Origin of the sequence: Kribbella sp. NPDC051137, assembly GCF_040682535.1 — a bacterium.
Taxonomy (GTDB): domain Bacteria; phylum Actinomycetota; class Actinomycetes; order Propionibacteriales; family Kribbellaceae; genus Kribbella; species Kribbella karoonensis.
Map to the genome: position 1 here is coordinate 480,053 of NZ_JBFBBI010000007.1, position 18,919 is coordinate 498,971.

Below are 18,919 nucleotides of genomic sequence, written 5' to 3' on the forward strand. Positions count from 1 at the left end.
TGATGAGCGACCACCACACACTGACCGCTACTGATTCGCCGAGCCGTCTGCAATCGGACACAGGTCTGACCGTCCGCGCGATCGAGACACCGTCGCTGGGTGACCGCAGCTATCTCGTCCATGACGGCGAGGTGGCGTTCGTCATCGATCCGCAGCGCGACATCGACCGCATCCTGGCGATCCTCGATACCGACAGCGTTCGGCTGACCCACGTCTTCGAGACCCACATCCACAACGACTACGTCACCGGCGGGCTCGCGCTGGCCCGAGCCACCGGAGCGGCGTACCTGATCAATGCCGACGACAAGGTCTCCTTCGAGCGCACACCGATCCATGACGGCGAGGTCGTCGAGATCGGTGACCGGATGCGGGTGCGCGCCATCCACACACCGGGTCACACCTTCACCCACATGTCGTATGCCCTCACCGCCATCGACGAACCGGTCGCAGTCTTCACCGGCGGATCATTGCTGTACGGCGCAACCGGCCGGCCCGACCTACTCGGGCCGGACCACACCGACGCCCTGGCGCGTCACCAGCACGCCTCGGCGCACAAGCTCGCCGCGACGTTGCCTGACAAGACCGAGGTCTACCCCACGCACGGGTTCGGGTCCTTCTGCTCCGCGAACCAGTCCGAGGCGGCGGAATCGACCATCGGGCACGAAAGGCGTGCGAATCCGGTGCTGACCCGGAGCGAGGCGGAGTACGTTCGCGAACTGCTCGCCGGACTCGGCGCATGGCCTGCGTACTACGTGCACATGGCGCCCGCCAACTCGGCGGGCCCATGCGACCCCGATCTGTCCCTGCCGGAGAAGGCGGACGCGGCGGAACTGCGCCGCCGCATCGAGGCGGGCGAATGGGTGGTCGATCTGCGCACCCGAACGGCCTTCGCGGCCGGTCACGCACCGGGGACGCTGAACTTCGGGCTGAACGGCGCGTTCTCGACGTACCTCGGCTGGCTGATCGAGTGGGGAACGCCGTTGACCTTGCTCGGAGAGACGGCGGCGCAGGTCACCGAGGCACAGCGTGAGTTGGTGCGGATCGGGATCGACCGTCCGGCGGCCCACGCCACCGGTGGACCGGAGCAGTGGAGCAGCGGCGCGCCGGCATCGTTCCCGACCGCCAGCTTCGCCGATCTCGAGCAGGTCCGTCACCATCGTGAGGTCGTGATCCTGGACGTCCGCCGGACCGAGGAGTACGTGTCCGCCCGGATCCGCGACGCGGTCAACCTCCCGATCCACGAGTTGCCGCAGCGACTGGCAGAGGTCCCGCCCGGCGAGGTGTGGGTACATTGCGCGGCGGGCTACCGCGCATCGATCGCCGCGTCGTTCCTGGATGCTGCCGGACGCCTGCTCGTCGCCGTCGACGACCAGTTCGAGAACGCGGCGAAGGCCGGGCTCGACGTGGTCGGACCGGAGGCGTGAAGTACCCGTGACGGTCGTCCTCGTCGTCGTCGCCGGGGCGCTGATCGGACTCAGTCTGGGCGCGCTCGGCGGCGGTGGCTCGATCCTCGCGGTGCCGGTGCTGGTTTACCTGCTCGGGCAGTCCGCCGTGCAGGCGACCACGGGCTCGCTGGTCGTGGTCGGCGTGACGTCGGTCCTCGGCGCGATCACGGCGTACCGGACCGGCAACGTACTGCTCGGCCGTGGTGTCGCCTTCGGCTCCGTGGCGATCGGTGGCGCGGTACTCGGCGCCCAGGCCTCCACGCACGTCCCACAGAAGGTGCTGATGGCAACGTTCGCGGTGCTCATGCTCATCGTGGCCGGCATCATGGCCTGGCGTCGGTCGCGTCGTTCCCGCCGTACCCCGCACCGACTCGCCGGACGTCCGTCGCTGGACGATCCGATCATCACCTTCAGTCCGACCTTCGCCTGCGCCTGTCCGCGTGCGGCCGGAGTGCTCGTCACCGCGACTGTGGTCGGCCTGCTGACCGGGTTTCTCGGCGTAGGCGGTGGTTTCCTCGTCGTGCCGGCACTGCTACTCGCTCTCGGGCTGCCGATCCGGTTCGCGGCCGGGACCTCCCTGGTCGTGATCACCATCACCAGTGCCGCAGCGCTGGCCGCCCGTGCCGGATCCGGCGCCGGTCCCGACTGGGGTGTGGTGCTCCTGCTCACCGCAGTCTCGGCGAGCGCGGCCGTCATCGGCGCCCGCTTTGCCAACCGGGTCGACAGCGATCACCTGTCGGCAGCCTTCACCGTGCTTGTGCTCGGCGTCGCTGTCTACACCGCGATCCAGGCGCTCCCCGCCCTCGCCTGACACCTCCGACCCCTCCCAGCACCGTCCGTCAATTCGAGAACTCGCCAACCACAGCCCGACAAAGGAGACGAACTATGTGCCGACCCGTGACCTGCAAGACCTGCGGCAAGACCACCTGGGCAGGCTGCGGCCAGCACGTCGGTCAGGTCAAAGCGATGATCCCCGCCGCTCAGTGGTGTCCGGGCCACCCGAAGTCCGAACGGCAGGGAAGTAGCTGGCTCGACAAGTTGCTCGGCCGCTGACGCCCGGGACCGCTGCGTCGTACGCTCCAGCAAGTTCTTCGCGGACCGCGAGTGCTGCTGGTCGGCGACCGGAGCTAGCTCGCGCCGGCTGGACCCGCGCCGTCGAGCACCTTGACGCCGTCGTACACGAGGATCGCTACCTGGTGCGACCCGGACGGCGTCTGTGCGGCAGACGTGTCCGGATGCGCGTGCTTCATGGCCGTACCGAGGTGGCGCGCGAGACGGGTACTGCGTGACCGTGGAAACCGGGCGAACCGTTCGCCGCAACGACACCGGAAAGTGCGAGGTCCATGTCCGAGATCATCGCAGCAGAGCGCATCCCCGAGACACCGGCGGCGGCCGAGGCCGCGCAGTGGGTCCGTGAGCACTCGAGCCCGCTCATCTATCACCACTCCCGGCGCGTGTTCGTCTTCGGGATGCTGCACGCCCGGCTGCTGGGACTGGAGCCGGATCCTGAGCTGGTCTACCTTTCCGCTCTCTTCCACGACGTCGGTCTGCTCACGCCGTTCTCCGGTGCCGAGCAGCGGTTCGAGCTGGACGGCGCCGACCATGCCCGCCGGTTCCTGCTGGAGCACGGGTTCAGCGACGGCGCGGCGGAGGTGGTGTGGACGGCGATCGCGTTGCACACGACGCCCGGGGTCCCCGCCCGGATGGGGCCGGAGATCGCCGTCACGACGTACGGCGTACTGACCGACGCGATCGGCTTCGGCCTCGACCACCTGGACCCGGCGGACGTGGCGGCGGTCACGGCGGCCGATCCGCGCGGGGACTTCAAGCAGGAGTTCCTCCAGACCTTCGTCGACGCGCTGAAGGACCGGCCGGACACCACCTTCGGCACGATGAACGCCGACGTGCTGGCGGAATTCGTACCGGGCTTCCAGCGGCTCAGCATGGTCGACCGCGTCAGGTCAGCCCCCTGGCCGACCTGAACTCGATTACCACCCCAAGAATTGGAGGAATTGTGACGAACACGCAGCGGGTCAGCATCGACAAGCAGCACCCGACCGCCTACAAAGCCCTCATCGCCCTTTCCGCGGAGGCGGAGAACAACGCGGCCACAGTGGGCCTCGACCCGCTCCTGGTCGAGCTGGTGAGGATCCGCGCTTCCCAGATCAACGGCTGCGCGTTCTGCCTGCGCATGCATACCGGTGATGCCCGCAAGAAGGGCGAAAACCCCGACCGGATCGCCGTGCTGCCCGCCTGGGAGGAGACCGGATACTTCTCCGAGACCGACCGCGCGGCCCTACGCCTGACCGAAGCGATCACCCTCGTCGCGGACGGGCACGTCAGCGACGAGGACTACAACGCCGCCGCGGCCGTCCTCACCGCAGACCAGATCTCGGCAGTCGCCTGGCTGGTCATAGCGATCAACGCCTTCAACCGCGTCGCCATCACCAGCCGCTACCCCGTCGCCGACTGATTCGGTCATTCTTGGCTGGTGGGTTGTCGTGGTCGTTCCTGAGCGGGCGAGAGGAGGAAGGGTCACCGGCTGGTGGCTCTGACAGCTGATGAGCGGTGCGCGGGTGGTAATCGTGGGTGCGGGGTTTGCGGGGTATCACGCGGCGCGGGGGCTCCAGCGGGTCGCGCCTGAGGCCGAGATCGTGCTGATCAACCCGACGGACTACTTTCTGTACCTACCGTTGCTGCCGGAGGTCGCGGCCGGGGTTCTGGAACCGCGGCGGATCTGCGTGTCGCTGCCGGACCGGTTGCCGAAGGTGAAGCTGGAGCTCGGCACGGTCACGGGCATCGACATCAACGGCCACGGCGTCGAACGCGTCGACCCCGAGGGACGACGCAGTACGATCGAGTTCGACCGGCTCGTGCTGGCCTCGGGCAGCGTCAACAAGCTGCTGCCGATCCCCGGCGTCTCCGAGTACGCACACGGGTTCCGGAGCATCTCCGAGGCGCTGTTCCTGCGCGACCACATCACCCGTCAGCTGGAACTCGCGGCGGCCACCGACGACCGCGACGAACGGGACGCACGATGTACCTTCGTCGTGGTCGGAGCCGGATACACCGGTACCGAGGTCGCCGCCCAAGGCCAGCTGTTCACCCGCCGGCTGCTCAAGCAACTACCCGCGCTGCGCGACCAGCGGGTGCGCTGGGTGCTCGCGGACCTCGCGGACCGGCTCCTGCCGGGTCTCCACCCGCGGATGTCGTCAACCGCCGAGCGCGTACTACGCAAGCGCGGCGTCGACGTCCGCACGGGCGAGTCCGTCGAGTACGCCGCGCCGGACTGCCTGCGCATGACCAAGGGCGAGCAGATCCCGACCAGATCGCTCATCTGGTGTGTCGGAGTACGGCCGGACCCGTTGGTCGACGGGCTCTCGCTGCCCACCGATCGCGGCCGGCTCCGGGTTCACGAGACGCTTGTCGTAGAAGGCCGCTCGCACGTGTTCGCGGTCGGGGACTGCGCCGCCGTCCCCGACGTCACCCAGCCCGGGTCGGTCACCGGGATGACCGCGCAGCACGCCCAGCGCCAGGGCAAGCTGGTCGCCCGGAACGTCGCCGCCTCGTTGGCAGGCGCCGATCTCGAGCCGTACAAGCACCACGATCTCGGCTTTCTGGTCGACCTCGGCGGATGGCAGTCGGCCGCCAACCCGCTCGGGATCCCGTTGTCCGGCCTCCCCGCCAAGGCGGTCACGCGCGGGTACCACCTGCTCTCCCTGCCGGGAAACCGCACCCGGGTCGCGACGGACTGGGCGATCAACACGCTCATGCCGCCCCAAGCGGTACAGCTCGGCCTGATCGGGGCCGACCAGGTACGCCTCGAATGCACAGCCCCCAGCTGACGGTCCGCGATCAGCCCCGGAAGGCGTGACTGCGCAACGCCGCCAGGGCAGCCTCGGCGACCGGCGCCCCAGGCCTCACCTCAGACGCCGACCGACGGGCTGAAGAGCGGCAGGTGGTCCAGAAGGCGTCACAGCACGAAGGCGACACCGTCGCCACAAATCGTTCCGTAGTCGGGCGCTGTCTCCTGGGGGCAGAACCACGCCCTTGTCACGCCCATCCGGGTCGACATGTCGTCGATGCTGCGACTTAATGTTGACATGAAGCCAAATGCTGATTCCCGGAGCATCGGCGACCTCGCGGCGAGCTTCGGACTCGAGCCGCACGTCCTGCGGCACTGGGAGGCGATGGGTCTGCTGTCACCCGCGCGGACCAGCGGCCGGCGGGTGTACGGCGATGCCGATGCGTACCGGGTCTCGGCGATCCTGCGCGGCAAGGCGGCCGGCCTCAGCCTCGACCAGTTGCGGAACCTGATCACAGCAACCGATCCTGCGCAACGCATCGAGGCGCTGCGGGCCCACCAGCAGGAGTTGCAACGAAAGGCCGCGGCCATCGAGCAGGCACTTTCGATGATCGGCTCGGTCCTCGCGTGCACCCACGAAGACTTCACCGAGTGCCCGAACTTCCGCGCCGCGGTCGCGCACTCATAAGCGAAACTCTGGGGATGTCCAGGGACAATGGCGGAAGCGTCCGCCACCTCCCACCTTCTCGTTGAAACGGAACCGGTGTGACTTTCAGTTGCTCTTTCCGGCAGTCGCGAGATCCGGCTGATCCTCGCGGTGCCGAGCAGTGGGCCCGAGCAGCATTTGAGGACGCACCGGTGCTCCTACGGTGGTTTCTCCTGGCCGGATGGCGCGGGGTGTTGGGGCTGAGGCTCGGTCCGCTTCACGATCCGGCCTACGTCCATGGGTGGCAGATCAGTGCTGCCGAGACCAACCGGCTGACGTTGAACCTGGATTCCTGGCTGATCGAGGCCGTCAACATCATCGACGTCGAAAGCGACCAGGTCGCTTGGACGACGAAGGTTGTCTACCGTCGCCTGGGTGCACGTCTGCTGTGGGCGTTCGTTCTTCCGATTCACAAGCTCACCATCCCGTACGTGCTTCGCCGGGCCGCTGCACGTAGGGCGCCGAGCGACCGGAGTTGACGGCATGAGCGCACTGTCGCCCTCGAGGGTGCGGCTGGATCCCAGGCGCCTGATGATCTTCCGGGCGGTTGCCCGCGCAGGATCGATCAGTGCCGTGGCTCGGGATCTCGGCTGGACTCAGCCGGCAGTGAGTCAGCAACTTGCGGCGCTCGGACGCGGTGGCAGGCCAGTTGGAGATGGCCCGAGAGGAACTGGACTCGCTGATACACCTACGAGGAGGTCGAGTGCGGATTGCGGCCTACCCCTCAGCGCTCGCGACGGTCGTGCCGGCCGCGGTTGCCGCGCTCAAGACCAGTCACCCCGATGTCGACGTCAAGCTGGTGGACGCCGAACCTTCGGAGGCTGTCGCGCTCGTCGAGTCTGGTGAGGTCGACGTGGCGGTCGCGTTCACGTACCACGACGACTACGAGGTTGGCGCCGGCCTCACGTGGCGACCGACCGGCACCGAGCGGGTTCGGCTCGTACTGCCGCCACGGTACGCCGGCTCGCGCCGGCCGGTGGCGCTCGGCGACTTGGGCCGGGAGCCGTGGATCGTGGGCTGCTCTCGATGCCGGGCACACCTGGCTGACGTGTGCCGGCAGGCAGGCTTCGATCCGATCGAGCATCACGCCACCGATGACTACGTCGTCGGACAGAGCCTCGTGGCTGCGGGACTCGGTGTCATGCTGCGAGAGCCCGGCGGAGATCGAGGTTACGATGGGCATGCGCCCACTTGAGTGGGTGAGCCCGTTTGTCCACGAGCCAGGCGAAGAGGTGTGCGATGCCACCGACGGGTGTGTCGTTGAACGATCCGCGAGAGGCGTTGTTCGCGGCGGCCGAGCGCGTGCTCGTACGAGACGGTGCCGTGGCTCTCACCAGCCGTGCGGTGACTGAGGAGGGTGGGGTCGCCAAAGGCGTGCTGCACAAGTACTTCTCGGACTTCGACACGTTCCTGGCCGAGTTGATCATCAGCCGTACGGCGTACGTGGCGACGATCGCCGACGAACTCGCCAGGACCGCCGGACGGAACGAGGTCGAGGAGAACCTGGCGGCGGCCATGTCCCGCCTGTTCGAGACCCCTGCGATCCAGTACATCAAGATCGCGATCGCCCGGGACGAGGTGCGCAATCACCTGGTCGCCCTGGGACAGGAACGGCTGCCGATCCTGTTGCAGGCTGTCGCTGCCGTGAGCAGTTACATCGGCGCCGAGCAGCGGGCCGGCAGGATCCGGAGGGACGCGAATCCTGCCGCGGTCGCCCCGATGCTCGTCGGAGCGCTTCACCTGCTGGCGACGGACGAGCCGACGGCAGCCACCGACTACGCCCGCGTACGCGAACTCGTGGTCGAGGCGATCCGGCGCTGACACAGGGCTTCGAGAAGGTCGGCCTGGAGTGCGAGACCTCGGCGTTCGAGGAGGCCGGGAGGTTGACTTCATGTCGACATCAAGTCGGAGGATGAGCGTCATGCCGAACCCATCTGATGCCAATCCGGGTATACAGCCATTGCGGATCGTCCATGTGATCCGCGACGGAGGCGGCACCGCCGCTGTCGAACTGACCGTCGCGACCAAGTTGCGCAACCGCGGGCACCACGTGACGGTGTTCGGTCCGCCCGAGGTTCGGGACGACACGACTCGTGCCGGTTTCGAGCTCGAACTGCTCGAGTGGAGTCCCCAGAGACGACGCGAACCTGAAGACCTGACTCCCCGGATGATCGCCGCCGCGGTGCCGTGGGCGCAGCAGCTGATGCCTGTCTTGCGCGGGCAGGCCGACGTTATGGTTGCCGACTGCACCGCTTTCGGTGCGCTGATGGCCGCTCGCATCACTGGCACGGTTTCGGCGTCGATGATGCCAACCGTGTATGTCGCCGGAAGGCAGGACTCCCAAGCGGCCGAGCTCCAGGACGCCTGGGCAGCGGCACGTGCAGGGATCAATCGGGCGCGCGCCGAGTTGGGACTGGGCACGATCGTCTCGGTCACCGAGCAGATCATCGATGCCGACGTGCTCTTGATGCTCACCGCGCACGCGTTCGAACTCCCGAAGGTGCAGCCGCCTGCGAACGCGCAGTACGTCGGTCCGCAGCTCCCGCGAGGCGCGTCGACGACGTTCACACTCCCGGAAGGCACTGAGCCGTTGGTGCTGGTCAGCCTGAGTACGAGTGATCAGAGTCAGGAGGGCGTCCTGCAGCGGATCATCGACGCGCTGAGATCCCTTCGCGTGCGTGCGGTGGTGACTGTGGGTCCCGCGGTTGACCTGGTCGGTCTCCGTGCTCCGGAGCATGTACAGCTCGAGCGGTTCGTGCCGCACGACGCCGTGCTCAGGGACGCTGACCTGGTGATCACGCACGCTGGTCACGGCACGGTGATGGCGGCGGTGTCGGCCGGCGTACCGTTGGTCTGCGTTCCGATGGGCCGGGACCAGCCTGCGGTGGCGAGCCGGGTCGAGCATCACGGACTCGGTGTCAGTGTCGATCCGAATGCCTCCGAGGACACCTTGCGTACTGCGATCGAGCGGGTGCTCGGCGATTCGTCGTACCGAACTGCCGCTGAGAAGATGGCGGCGCAACTAGAGCCTGACGACCGCGTCGCGACGGTGATCGAGTCCTTGACGGGGGCCTAGGGCATGTCGCCCGTTCGGCGCTGGTAGGCCCAGGTCAACGTGAGGAGGGCCGGGCCCCAGAGATTCAGGGGCGCGTAGCAGATGGTGAAGACGGCCGCCCAGAACGCGCTGACCATGGGGCCTGGCCGGCCACCTGTCCAGACGTTCCAGAAGCCGACGGTCCAGATCAACATCAGCGCCACGGAGCCCGCGGAGGCGGCAACGATCACGGCCTTCGGGTGAACTGCGCGGCCGCCGAAGATCGGCACCCACCGCGGCACTTCCTCTCCCAACGGCTGGACCAGTCCGAACGCGGTGAGAGCTACGGCTTCCGCCAGGAGGCTGATAGCGGCGACGTAGACCGCCGGCCAGCCGCGCACGACGGCAGGCTCTCCGACGTCGTTGAGCATGCCCATCGGGAAGCCGAACGCGACCGCAAGGCGCCATACGCTGGAGGGCAGAACGAAGAACGGGATCACATGCGCCAGACGCGCAGCCCATCGTGGCGCTGCGCTCTGCGTCGGTGGCACCAGGGCCCGGGTGCCGTCCGAGTTGGAGTCCTGGCCGGGAGCCGTGGGCGAGATCGTCACACGACCACGTTCCCAACAACGCAGCGGCCGGACATCCTCCTGCGGAGGGAAAACACCCCCTCGGGCGAGGGTGGTCGCGAGAGCCGAGGCGTGATACGAGGCGACCGCACTGATTCGGCAGACCGTTGCTACTGGCAACCGGCAGCGCGGCGCCGACGACGATCAGCGCCAGTTGCCGTATTGCTCGGCATAGGCCAGACCGGGGATGGTGGCGATCCACCGGGTGCCGTACCGCTTGCATTGACCGGGCTGGTCCAGAAGTCGGAGGTGAGCTCACTCTGGGCGTAGTACTTGTCAGTGATCGCGATCAAAGTCTGCGGTGCACCGCTGAGCGGTCTTGGCGGTTGATCCGTGCGTCGGCGTTGTGACTGCCAAGAGGGTCGCCGACACAGCGGCGATCGCGGCAACGGCCCGACGTTGCGTGTTACGCATTCGGACTGGTGGCGCGGGTGAGTACGGCGAGATTGATGATCACGGCGGGGACGACGACCAGTTGCGCCAGCAGCACCACGTCATGACCCGACAACGATGGCCCGGTCGCGAACTTGTCCCATCGGGCCGCTGCCACGGATCCCGCCAGCGAGGCCCACAGGACAGTTTCGAGGGCGGCCAGCCATTCGCGGTTGCGCAGGTGGAAGCCGCTGGCCATCAGCGAGATGATCACGATCCCGATGCCGGCCAGGGGAGTGGTCCACTCGACCCGGTCGACCAGGACTGGCACGATCAGACCGACTGCCGCGGCGATCTCACAGGTGCCGATCAGTATCGTCATGCCGCGCGGCACCTCATCGAAGCCGACCCAACGGTCGATGCCCTTGCCGAAGATCTTCGGCAGGCCGGCCAATGCGAAGAACAACGCGAGGAAGCCTTCGGCCACCCAGACAGTGATGTTGAACAAGACAGCTCCCTTGTGCTCGTGCCCGGAATCTCCTGGCAGTGAGTACGTCGGGCCGCGGGCAACCAATGTGACGGAATCTCCCCGGAAGCTGGTGCGGAGCGGGATCGGTCACGTTTGGCCCACGTGATCCGACATATGGGTGTGAACCGGCATCGTCGCCGCGAAGAGCAATCTGACAGGAGTAGCAATGAGTGACACGACAGAGAGCGCGGAGCAGGCGTACGCCCGTCGTGCTGAGATCCCGGGCACGATCGACTTCACGATGATGTACGTCGCCCACGACGCGTTCAACCGTGACCTGGGTCGACTCTGCGCCGCCGCGGACGCGGGGAAGTCCCTGAGCCCGGCAGCACTGGTGACCTGGCAGATGTTCAGCAGGCAACTTCACTTTCATCACACCGCCGAGGATGTGGCGTTGTGGCCGCGACTGTACGAGGTCGTCACCGAGGCGACCGAAAAGCAGATCCTCGAGGACATGGAAACCGAGCACGGCGCTCTGGACCCGCTGCTCCAGCGGATCGACGCCGCCATCGTCCGCGGCGATGAGCGCACACTCGGCGAGAGCCTGACTGCCCTTGCTCAGGGGCTGACCGTACACATGTGTCACGAGGAAGAAGACGCACTTCCGCTGATCGAACGTCGGCTCGGGCAGGCTGGATGGGATGCCTTCGGCAAACATGTCCGGTCGGAGGCGGGCCTCAAGGGCGGTGCGCAGTACCTTCCCTGGGTGCTCGACAGCGCAAGACCCGCCTACGCGACGAAGGTTCTCGGGATGCTGCCTGCCCCGGCGCGACTTCTGTACAGCCGACGCTGGGAACCCCGCTACCGCCGAACTCAAGGTTTGCGGTGACACCATGGATGACACTGGGGATGACACCGGGGATGACACCGTGACGGACGACCGGCAGTGGTTCGCCGACCACTTCGCAGAGCAACGGCCGCGCCTCCGGGCGGTTGCCTACCGGATGCTCGGCTCCATGTCGGAGGCCGAGGACGCGCTCCAAGAGGCCTGGATCAGATCCATCCGCTCCGACAGCACCTCGATCAACAACATCAACGGATGGCTGACCACCGTGGTCGGTCGTGTGTGTATCGACATCCTGCGCGCCCGGCAGGCCCACCCCGAAACTCCGGCCGGTACGTCGCTGCCCGAACCACTGGTCTCCGCCCACGGTGAGCGGGCCGATCCGGAAACCGCGGCACTTCTCGCCGATTCGGTCGGGCTGGCGCTGCTGGTCGTGCTGGACACGCTGGACCCCGCTGAACGGTTGGCCTTCGTGCTGCACGACATGTTCGGCGTACCGTTCGACGAGATCGCACCGATCGTGGACCGGACCCCGGCCGCCGCTCGTCAGCTCGCCAGCCGCGCTCGCAGACGGGTGCGCGGCACGTCGTCGGTACCGGATGCCGATCTCGCGACTCAACACCGGGTCGCGACTGCCTTCCTCGAGGCAGCACGCGCCGGCGACTTCGAAGGCTTGATCAAGGTGCTTCATCCGGATGTCGTGTTCCGCGTCGACACCGGCCCGCGTACCTGGCTGGCGCCCGCATTGCTGGTCGGTGCCGATGCCGTGGCCGAGCACGCCGCCGCCCACGGCCCACGGTTCGCCACCCTCTGCCACCCTGCCGTGGTGAACGGCGCCGCCGGCATCGTCGCGAAAACCCGTGGCGGGATCATCGCCGTCGTCGGCATCACGGTTGTCCAGGAACGCATCGTCGAGATCGACCTGATCCTGGACAGCGACAAGCTGACCAGGGCGACGTTCGGCGAATGAGCGACGGTTCCCGTTCAGCTGGTATGGGCCAGGTTCAGTGGGGCAGGGCGAGACACTGACGGGCAAGGCTCATCCTCCAGGCGGCATCCTGTGCAGGTGTTGGCGACACGTCATGGCGCGCGGTCAACAGGCAATGATTCGCGTTGCGGGCGGCCATGAGTGTCGGTAGGTGTTCCTCGAAGGCCGCGGGTAGTGGCCGCGTGGTGCGGTAGCCGGCCAGGAACGCGTCCCGGAGGCGCGGGTACTCGGGATTGTCCACGATCGCACCCGGATATCCCGCGAGGTTGCCCAGGAGCGGGCACAGGTCGTAGAGGAAGTAGCCCCATCCGCAGTCGTCGAAGTCGAAGACACTGGTCCGCCATTCGGAGCCGGCTCGTTGCAGGAAGCAGTTCCCGAGGATGTAGTCGGCGTGGATGATTCCGAAGGAGTCGCCGGCGGAGTCCAGGCTGGTGAAGACGGCCCGGGTCCGGTCGGCGATCTCGGCGTACAGGTCGAGATCTGGCCGATCCAGGAGATCTTCGATGCCGAGCTGGGGTTGATACGGGGACGCCGATGGCACGAACATGCCGTCGGCATCCCATCGAGGTAGGGAGAAACCGCCTGGTGGACTGAATTGCGCGGACAGGTTGTGCAGCGACGCCAACGCGTGGCCCAGCCGACGGACCGTAGCTTCGGTCAGGCCTTGCCCAGGCACTAGGACGGCTCCGTCCACCCAGGTCGTGACGTCGCAGCTGAGTACCGATTCTCCGGCGGTGACCTCGGTCACGAGGTCACCTTTTCGATTGGTCATAGGCCAAGGAGCAAACAGCAACGCCTGATCGTTCCAGTGCTCCGCGACGGCTCGCACGAACTGCAGTTCGGACCGGATCTGGTCGCTGGTGCGGTAGCCAGGTCGATGCACGCGAAGCGCGTATCGCTTGCTGTTTGCCGTGACCTCGAAGACTGTGTTGAGACCGCGTGCGTGCAGGCGAAGGGCGACTGGGCCGGCCAGATCGTAGGCCGCCAGCGCGTTCCGCGCCTGCGATTCCAGGCTCGCATCCGAAGCATCTGTCTCCTGCGTCATGGCTCATCACGATAGTCAGGCTCGTCGGGTGGAGCCGGTCGACCGGCGGGTGCGGCGGTTGGTGGCGGCGCGATCAGCGGGGTTCGATGCGCAGGGTGGTCTGTTTGGCCGCGGCGTTGGTGATCGCTCGGGTCGGTGACCCGTTGCCGTACTTGGCGAAGTAGGCCTTGTCGATCTGGTCGTCGGCGGTGGCGTCGGAGATGTAGGTGACATCGCGGGTCTGACCGTCGAAGGCGATTGCGCCTTCGTGGTGGCGGGTGACGCCCTTGTACCAACTGCCCTCGGTGCCGCGCACCGACCGTACGTACAGGCGGTCGTTGACGACTACGTGCCACACGATGGTGAGTGTGCGCACCGTCTGATCCGCGCGGCGGCCGGCAACGCGGATTTCGGTCAGCTGGTCGAGGCGGCGCAGTTCGTCGGTGGTCCAGGTGCTCATGTCTTCCGGTCCTTTGGTTGTTGCTCGCGGCCGAGTGGTCGGAGCCGCATGTCAGTCCTTCGTGTCGTGATGGATGACGGACGTGTCTGCCGCGGGCTGCGGTGCGGTCCAGCTGGCCAGGAGGTTCAGCGCTTCCTCGGCCGGCGAGTCCGGTGGTGCGGTGTAGACGTTGATGCGCTGGCCGGGGTCGCCGGCGAGTTCGAAGGCTTCGTAGTCGAGTTCGAGGTCGCCGACGAGTGGGTGGTGGAAGCGTTTGCGGCCGGTGCGGTGGTAACGGACGTCGTGGGCTGCCCAGCGGCGCCGGAAGTCCTCGCTGCGGGTGGACAGTTCACCGACGAGGTCGGACAGGTCCTTGTCGTAGGGATCGCTGCCGGCTGCGGCGCGGAGGAACGCGACGCAGTCGTTGGCGGCCTTGTCGTAATCGAGGAAGAACTCGGTCGCACGCGGGTCGAGGAAGCAGAAACGGGCGCTGTTGGGCGGCTGTCCGGGGGTGTGGGCCGCGGCTTGGTCGTACAGCGGGCTGTAGAGGGCGCGGCCGAGGTCGTTGGCGGCGAGGACGTCGAAGCGGCTGTTGCGCAGGTACGCCGGCATCGGCATCTGCTCGAGGATGCGCTGCACGACCGGGCGCACGCGCTTCTTCGCCGGAGTACGCCGCGACGCCCGGCTTGTGGATGTGCTCGCGGCGCGGACCAAGCGGTACAGGTGGTCGCGCTCGGCCTCGTCGAGCTGGAGCGCGTGGACGAGGCCGTCCAGGACGCTGTCCGAGACGCCGCCGGCACTGCCGCGCTCCAGGCGGGTGTAGTACTCGACGCTGATACCGGCCAGGAGCGCGACCTCCTCGCGGCGCAGACCGGTCACGCGGCGGTTGGCGCCACCGTAGACGGGCAATCCGGCCTGCTCGGGGGTGATCTTGGCCCGGCGGGTGGTCAGGAACTCCCGGAGATCGTTGCTGTTGGAGGCGTTCGTCGCGGCCATACCTTCACGCTACGTCGTCGTCGAGACTCTGCCAGACCCTGCCAGTACCCCTCTCAACAGTGACTGTTGCGCCCGCAACGGCCGGGGTTGTCTGGTGTCCGTGACCACCTCCCTCGACCACCCCACCACGAGCGCCGACAAGGAGCGATCTGCGCCGCCGGCCGGACCCGCGCACCCGCGAGCCATTCTGGCGATCATTTTGATCAGCTATTTTCTGATCCTGCTCGACAACTCCGTCATCTTTACCGGCCTGCCCTCGATCGCGTCTGCGCTGCGCCTGGACGCAGCCGGTCTGTCGTGGGTGCAGGACGCCTACACGCTCGTGTTCGGAGGGCTCCTGCTGCTCGGCGCCCGGCTGGGCGACCTTCTGGGTCGCCGCCGTGTTTTCGTGTTCGGCCTGGCGGTGTTCGTCACCGCGTCGTTCCTCATCGGCGTGGCCCCGACGGGGTGGTGGCTGATCGGGTCGCGTGCGCTGCAGGGAGTGGGCGCTGCGATCGTGGCGCCGTCCGCGCTCTCGCTGCTGACCGCCAGCTTCCCCGAAGGTGAGCGCCGCTCGCGGGCGGTGGCCTGGTATGCCGCCACCGCCGGCATCGGCGCCAGCCTGGGGCTCCTGGTCGGCGGTGCAGCCGCCGAATGGATCTCCTGGCGGGCAGGATTTTTCATCAACGTTCCGCTCGGCATCGCCATGGCAGTTCTTGCCCCGCGCTACCTGCCCGCCACCCAGCGCCAGCGCGGCCGGTTCGACCTGCTGGGCGCATTGAGCGCCACCCTGGGAGTCGGCGCGCTCGTCTTCGGCATCCTCGAGTCGGCCGGACGCGGCTGGGGCAGTCCAGTCGTTGTTGGCGCAATGGTTGCCGCAGCCGTGCTGCTTGCCGGGTTGGTGGTGCACGAGCGCCGGACCGCGCAGCCGATCCTGCCGCTGCGGCTGTTCGCCGATCGGCGGCGCTGGGGAGCCTACGCGGCCCGGGCGCTGTACCTCGGCGCGATGATGGGTTTCTTCTTCTTCACGACCCAGCTCATGCAGGACGCCTTCGGTTTCACCCCGTTCCAGGCCGGGCTCGGGTTCCTGCCGATGACCGCCGTGAACTTCGCCGTCGCCACCGTGCTGCTGCGCGTCGTACGGCGCGCCGGCGAAGCTTCGACGCTGGTCGCCGGCGTCGCCCTCACGCTGGCAGGCATGGCCTGGCTGGCCCAGGTCGGCGCCGTCGGCTCCTACCTCGAAGGTGTCGCGTTGCCGATGGTGCTCATCGGCGCGGGCCAGGGGCTGGCCTTCGCGCCGCTGACCAGTTACGGCATCGCCGGAGTCCGCGCCGAAGACGCCGGCGCGGCCAGCGGCCTGGTCAACACCGCCCACCAACTCGGCACGGCCACCGGCCTGGCCCTGCTGGTCGCCGCCTCGGCCGGAGCCACCGATCTCACCGTCCGTGTGTCCACCGCACTCACCTGGGGGACCGGCTTGCTGGCCTTCTGCCTGATCGCCGCGGTCACGGTCATCATCCCCGGCCGCCGTACCTCGGCGACCAACTGACCATCACTCACGCTGAGCAGCAAGGAGATATCCGTGAAGGCAGCGATCTTCAAAGGCGAGCGCGCCATCGAACTCGGCGAGCGTCCCGATCCCCGGATCGAGAACCCGACCGACGCCGTCGTGCGCGTGGTCCGCGGCTGCGTCTGCGGCTCGGACCTGTGGTACTTCCGCGGCATCAACCAGCACAAGGTCGGCAGCATCGGCCACGAGTACATCGGCGTTGTGGAAACCGTCGGCGACGACGTGACGAGCCTTGCGGCCGGCGACTTCGTGATCGCGCCGTTCACCTTCAACGATGGCACCTGCCCCGCCTGCCAGGCCGGCTTCGAGTCCAACTGCGTGCACGGCGGCTCGTTCGGCGATGGAGTCACGGACGGTGGGCAGGGCGAAAAGGTGCGCGCGCCGTACGCCGACGCCACCCTCGTGAAGGTGCCCGGATCGGACTTCACCGACGAACAGCTCGCGTCGTTCACCGCGTTGTCCGACGTCGCGAGCACCGGCTATCACGCCGCCGTCAGCGCCGGGGTGAAGGAAGGCAGCACCGTCGCGGTGGTCGGGGACGGCGCGGTCGGTCTGTCCGGGGTGCTGGCGGCGAAGAAGCTCGGCGCGAGCCGGATCATCGCGCTCAGCCGAAACCCCGCCCGCCAGGCCGTCGCCAAGGAGTTCGGCGCCACCGACATCGTCGAGGAACGCGGCGACGACGCGGTCAAGGCCGTCCTGCGGCTGACCGACCACACCGGCGTCGACGCCGCACTCGAATGCGTCGGCACCGACCAGTCGATCGAGACCTGCGCGGGAATAACCCGCGCCGGCGGCATGATCGGCGCCGTCGGCGTACCTCTGTACGAGACGTTCGAGTACAAGACGCTGTTCTGGAAGAACATCGGCATCAAGGGTGGCGTCGCGCCGGCCCGCCGCTACATCCCCGAACTGCTCGACGACGTCCTCGCCGGACGGATCAACCCCGGCCTCGTCTTCGACTACACCACCGACCTCGACCATGTGGCCGATGCCTACGCCGCCATGGACGAACGCCGCGCCATCAAGTCTCTGCTCACCGTCAGCCACCCCTGACCTCTTCACCACTTCAAGGAGCGATCGTGCAAGTAGTCCCGCGCCCAGCGACCACCAAGAATCCGCCCGACAAGTTCACCGGCGACGTCTGGCTCGACCCAATCGCCTCCCCGCGCGACGAAGGTCAGCGGATGACGGTCGCGAAGGTCCGATTCGCGCCCGGTGCCCGGACCGCGTGGCACTCCCACGCCCTCGGGCAGACGCTGTACATCACCCAAGGAGTGGCGTGGATCCAGTCCCGCGGCGGCCAGAAAGTCACCGCACACCCGGGACAGACGATCTACTGCCCACCAGGCGAGGAACACTGGCACGGCGCTACACCCGACGCCTTCATGGAACACCTCGCGATGCTCGACAACGCTGACGACCCTGCCACCACGACCACCTGGCTCGAACACGTCAGCGACGACGAGTACGCCGCGACCGGTCAGGAGATTTCATGACGACCACCGAAAACCAGACACCAGCTCAGCGTCTGATCGGCGACTTCGCACCCAAGCTGGTGTCACTGACCGACGACGTGCTGTTCGGAGACGTCTGGGCGCGGCCCGAGCTCAGCCCGCGCGACCGCAGCCTGATCACCTGTGCCGCACTGGTCGCCGGCGGCAACACCGAACAGCTCCGCGGCCACCTCGCCCGCGGCCTGCACAACGGACTCACCGAGACCGAGCTCAAGGAAGCCATCATCCATCTCGCGTTCTACGCCGGCTGGCCGCGCGCGATGTCCGCGATCACGGTCGCCAAGGAGGTCTTCGGCGACAAGGACAACTGATCGACCACTGCAACAGCCCAGCCTCGGCTCACCGGGACTGTAAGTGTTCGCCAACACCAGCCGTGTACTCGACCATTGGGTCCTGCGGTACCTCGGGGCCTCGTCCATGCCTGCCTGGCAGTCGCCAGACTCCAGCACACCGCAGAGCTTGCGGTTGTCGTCGGTCTGCGCGATCCAGCTGGTGATGTCGCCCCGGTTCCGATGCTCAGCGCTGGCCACGGCCGCGAACCGGCGAGGTCGGCAGGGATGCGCGAACTGATGTGATGTGACGCACAGTCACGATCAGATGACGCCGTCTCGAGCCAAGCGGAGCATGCGGCAGCTGGATTGAGTGTGTAAACAGTGCGCGCCAGACATGACAAAGCCCAGGCCACCACGGTGACCTGGGCTTTTGTGCGCCGCCAGGGACTCGAACCCCGAACCCGCTGAATTCCACCTGAGGATGACCATCGTTTGCCGACGATGAGCGAAACCTCTTATAGACAACAGGTTTCGTGGTGTTGTGTTGCGCATAGGTTCTCATCGGCAACCATCCTCTCGCGCTGATTGAGGTGCGTAAAGAGGTGTGTGACGAGCCGCCGACGTTGTCAGCGCGTCTCGCATGACGAGGTCGTCGAGTGCGCCTCGGTCGACGCGAACACGGCGCGTCGAGGAGCGGCAGATCTGCATTCAGGGCTTCGCCATACTTTGCAACTAGTCGCCGGCAGATTTGCAGATCGGGTGGCGGCAGATTTGCAGCCCGATGAGCGATGATCTGGAACGCCGAGATGGCGTGGCAGGACGCGCGCCAACGG

24 protein-coding genes are annotated in these 18,919 nt (G+C 67.3%); 18 read left to right on the top strand and 6 right to left on the bottom strand.

The window, feature by feature from the left end; genetic code table 11:
• Positions 1–2 precede the first annotated feature (2 nt).
• From AB0M51_RS37640 to AB0M51_RS37650, 3 genes are all read left to right on the top strand, one after another.
• On the top strand, positions 3–1,424 hold the full coding sequence (locus tag AB0M51_RS37640; RefSeq protein WP_363753157.1) for an MBL fold metallo-hydrolase: 1,422 nt from the start codon (positions 3–5) through the stop codon (positions 1,422–1,424).
• A gap of 7 nt (positions 1,425–1,431) precedes the next feature.
• Positions 1,432–2,256, top strand: a complete 825-nt coding sequence (locus AB0M51_RS37645; RefSeq protein ID WP_363753160.1) for a sulfite exporter TauE/SafE family protein — start codon at positions 1,432–1,434, stop codon at positions 2,254–2,256.
• Positions 2,257–2,330: 74 nt separating this feature from the next.
• The gene (locus tag AB0M51_RS37650; RefSeq protein ID WP_363753163.1) at positions 2,331–2,498 is read left to right on the top strand and encodes a hypothetical protein; all 168 of its coding nucleotides are present in this window, start codon (positions 2,331–2,333) and stop codon (positions 2,496–2,498) included.
• A 74-nt stretch (positions 2,499–2,572) separates the two neighbouring features.
• Here AB0M51_RS37650 and AB0M51_RS37655 read toward each other — a convergent pair whose 3' ends face one another.
• On the bottom strand, positions 2,573–2,695 hold the full coding sequence (locus AB0M51_RS37655) for a hypothetical protein (RefSeq protein ID WP_363753166.1): 123 nt from the start codon (positions 2,693–2,695) through the stop codon (positions 2,573–2,575).
• A gap of 93 nt (positions 2,696–2,788) precedes the next feature.
• Between AB0M51_RS37655 and AB0M51_RS37660 the strand changes: the two genes are divergently transcribed.
• From AB0M51_RS37660 to AB0M51_RS37700, 9 genes are all read left to right on the top strand, one after another.
• The gene (locus AB0M51_RS37660; RefSeq protein ID WP_363753169.1) at positions 2,789–3,427 is read left to right on the top strand and encodes an HD domain-containing protein; all 639 of its coding nucleotides are present in this window, start codon (positions 2,789–2,791) and stop codon (positions 3,425–3,427) included.
• A 32-nt stretch (positions 3,428–3,459) separates the two neighbouring features.
• Positions 3,460–3,918, top strand: a complete 459-nt coding sequence (locus tag AB0M51_RS37665; protein ID WP_344190745.1) for a carboxymuconolactone decarboxylase family protein — start codon at positions 3,460–3,462, stop codon at positions 3,916–3,918.
• Positions 3,919–4,030: 112 nt separating this feature from the next.
• Positions 4,031–5,290 (top strand): NAD(P)/FAD-dependent oxidoreductase, encoded by a 1,260-nt coding sequence (locus AB0M51_RS37670; protein ID WP_363753172.1) that lies wholly within the window; start codon positions 4,031–4,033, stop codon positions 5,288–5,290.
• Positions 5,291–5,548: 258 nt separating this feature from the next.
• Positions 5,549–5,938, top strand: a complete 390-nt coding sequence (locus AB0M51_RS37675) for a MerR family transcriptional regulator (protein WP_363753175.1) — start codon at positions 5,549–5,551, stop codon at positions 5,936–5,938.
• A gap of 170 nt (positions 5,939–6,108) precedes the next feature.
• On the top strand, positions 6,109–6,435 hold the full coding sequence (locus tag AB0M51_RS37680) for a hypothetical protein (RefSeq protein WP_363753178.1): 327 nt from the start codon (positions 6,109–6,111) through the stop codon (positions 6,433–6,435).
• A gap of 52 nt (positions 6,436–6,487) precedes the next feature.
• A complete protein-coding gene (locus tag AB0M51_RS37685; protein ID WP_363753398.1) occupies positions 6,488–6,802 on the top strand; it encodes a LysR family transcriptional regulator in 315 nt (104 codons plus the stop codon).
• Entirely contained in the window at positions 6,699–7,151 is a 453-nt protein-coding gene (locus AB0M51_RS37690; RefSeq protein ID WP_363753181.1) for a LysR substrate-binding domain-containing protein, read from the top strand. Before AB0M51_RS37685 ends, AB0M51_RS37690 begins: the two co-directional genes overlap by 104 nt.
• A 65-nt stretch (positions 7,152–7,216) precedes the next feature.
• Positions 7,217–7,777, top strand: a complete 561-nt coding sequence (locus AB0M51_RS37695; protein ID WP_363753183.1) for a hypothetical protein — start codon at positions 7,217–7,219, stop codon at positions 7,775–7,777.
• Between the two features lie 100 nt (positions 7,778–7,877).
• A complete protein-coding gene (locus AB0M51_RS37700) occupies positions 7,878–9,032 on the top strand; it encodes a glycosyltransferase (protein WP_363753186.1) in 1,155 nt (384 codons plus the stop codon).
• On the opposite strand, the gene AB0M51_RS37705 is transcribed toward AB0M51_RS37700, so the two are convergent.
• On the bottom strand, positions 9,029–9,601 hold the full coding sequence (locus tag AB0M51_RS37705; RefSeq protein ID WP_363753189.1) for a hypothetical protein: 573 nt from the start codon (positions 9,599–9,601) through the stop codon (positions 9,029–9,031). The genes AB0M51_RS37700 and AB0M51_RS37705 overlap by 4 nt on opposite strands.
• A gap of 424 nt (positions 9,602–10,025) precedes the next feature.
• Complete coding sequence (locus tag AB0M51_RS37710; protein WP_363753192.1) at positions 10,026–10,499, bottom strand: DoxX family protein; 474 nt, start codon at positions 10,497–10,499, stop codon at positions 10,026–10,028.
• Positions 10,500–10,686: 187 nt separating this feature from the next.
• On the opposite strand from AB0M51_RS37710, the gene AB0M51_RS37715 reads away from it, so the two are divergent.
• Complete coding sequence (locus AB0M51_RS37715; protein ID WP_344190722.1) at positions 10,687–11,349, top strand: hemerythrin domain-containing protein; 663 nt, start codon at positions 10,687–10,689, stop codon at positions 11,347–11,349.
• A gap of 4 nt (positions 11,350–11,353) precedes the next feature.
• Positions 11,354–12,274, top strand: coding sequence for a sigma-70 family RNA polymerase sigma factor (locus tag AB0M51_RS37720; RefSeq protein WP_344190720.1), 921 nt, complete (start codon positions 11,354–11,356; stop codon positions 12,272–12,274).
• 34 nt (positions 12,275–12,308) lie between these two features.
• On the opposite strand, the gene AB0M51_RS37725 is transcribed toward AB0M51_RS37720, so the two are convergent.
• The 3 genes from AB0M51_RS37725 to AB0M51_RS37735 form a co-directional block, all read right to left on the bottom strand.
• Complete coding sequence (locus AB0M51_RS37725; RefSeq protein ID WP_344190718.1) at positions 12,309–13,337, bottom strand: phosphotransferase; 1,029 nt, start codon at positions 13,335–13,337, stop codon at positions 12,309–12,311.
• 73 nt (positions 13,338–13,410) lie between these two features.
• Positions 13,411–13,776, bottom strand: a complete 366-nt coding sequence (locus tag AB0M51_RS37730) for a DUF2255 family protein (protein ID WP_344190716.1) — start codon at positions 13,774–13,776, stop codon at positions 13,411–13,413.
• A 51-nt stretch (positions 13,777–13,827) separates the two neighbouring features.
• A complete protein-coding gene (locus AB0M51_RS37735; RefSeq protein WP_344190714.1) occupies positions 13,828–14,751 on the bottom strand; it encodes a helix-turn-helix transcriptional regulator in 924 nt (307 codons plus the stop codon).
• Positions 14,752–14,851: 100 nt separating this feature from the next.
• Here AB0M51_RS37735 and AB0M51_RS37740 point away from each other — a divergent pair, with 100 nt between their 5' ends.
• Genes AB0M51_RS37740 through AB0M51_RS37755 form a run of 4 tightly spaced genes read left to right on the top strand, consistent with a single transcriptional unit; the run spans position 14,852 to position 18,125 of the window.
• On the top strand, positions 14,852–16,279 hold the full coding sequence (locus AB0M51_RS37740) for an MFS transporter (protein WP_344190712.1): 1,428 nt from the start codon (positions 14,852–14,854) through the stop codon (positions 16,277–16,279).
• Positions 16,280–16,312: 33 nt separating this feature from the next.
• Positions 16,313–17,353, top strand: a complete 1,041-nt coding sequence (locus tag AB0M51_RS37745) for a zinc-binding dehydrogenase (protein WP_344190710.1) — start codon at positions 16,313–16,315, stop codon at positions 17,351–17,353.
• A gap of 26 nt (positions 17,354–17,379) precedes the next feature.
• The gene (locus AB0M51_RS37750) at positions 17,380–17,796 is read left to right on the top strand and encodes a cupin domain-containing protein (protein WP_344190708.1); all 417 of its coding nucleotides are present in this window, start codon (positions 17,380–17,382) and stop codon (positions 17,794–17,796) included.
• Complete coding sequence (locus AB0M51_RS37755; protein ID WP_344190706.1) at positions 17,793–18,125, top strand: carboxymuconolactone decarboxylase family protein; 333 nt, start codon at positions 17,793–17,795, stop codon at positions 18,123–18,125. The genes AB0M51_RS37750 and AB0M51_RS37755 overlap by 4 nt, the downstream gene beginning before the upstream one ends.
• Positions 18,126–18,919 lie beyond the last annotated feature (794 nt).

Excerpts from the sequence above, each read along its gene's own strand:
- AB0M51_RS37640 (WP_363753157.1), top strand. The coding sequence starts at position 3 with ATGAGCGACCACCACACACTGACCGCTACTGATTCGCCGAGCCGTCTG.
- AB0M51_RS37650 (WP_363753163.1), top strand. The coding sequence starts at position 2,331 with ATGTGCCGACCCGTGACCTGCAAGACCTGCGGCAAGACCACCTGGGCA.
- AB0M51_RS37655 (WP_363753166.1), bottom strand. The coding sequence starts at position 2,695 with ATGAAGCACGCGCATCCGGACACGTCTGCCGCACAGACGCCGTCCGGG.
- AB0M51_RS37660 (WP_363753169.1), top strand. The coding sequence starts at position 2,789 with ATGTCCGAGATCATCGCAGCAGAGCGCATCCCCGAGACACCGGCGGCG.
- AB0M51_RS37675 (WP_363753175.1), top strand. The coding sequence starts at position 5,549 with ATGAAGCCAAATGCTGATTCCCGGAGCATCGGCGACCTCGCGGCGAGC.
- AB0M51_RS37685 (WP_363753398.1), top strand. The coding sequence starts at position 6,488 with ATGATCTTCCGGGCGGTTGCCCGCGCAGGATCGATCAGTGCCGTGGCT.
- AB0M51_RS37700 (WP_363753186.1), top strand. The coding sequence starts at position 7,878 with ATGCCGAACCCATCTGATGCCAATCCGGGTATACAGCCATTGCGGATC.
- AB0M51_RS37715 (WP_344190722.1), top strand. The coding sequence starts at position 10,687 with ATGAGTGACACGACAGAGAGCGCGGAGCAGGCGTACGCCCGTCGTGCT.
- AB0M51_RS37720 (WP_344190720.1), top strand. The coding sequence starts at position 11,354 with ATGGATGACACTGGGGATGACACCGGGGATGACACCGTGACGGACGAC.
- AB0M51_RS37725 (WP_344190718.1), bottom strand. The coding sequence starts at position 13,337 with ATGACGCAGGAGACAGATGCTTCGGATGCGAGCCTGGAATCGCAGGCG.
- AB0M51_RS37730 (WP_344190716.1), bottom strand. The coding sequence starts at position 13,776 with ATGAGCACCTGGACCACCGACGAACTGCGCCGCCTCGACCAGCTGACC.
- AB0M51_RS37735 (WP_344190714.1), bottom strand. The coding sequence starts at position 14,751 with ATGGCCGCGACGAACGCCTCCAACAGCAACGATCTCCGGGAGTTCCTG.
- AB0M51_RS37755 (WP_344190706.1), top strand. The coding sequence starts at position 17,793 with ATGACGACCACCGAAAACCAGACACCAGCTCAGCGTCTGATCGGCGAC.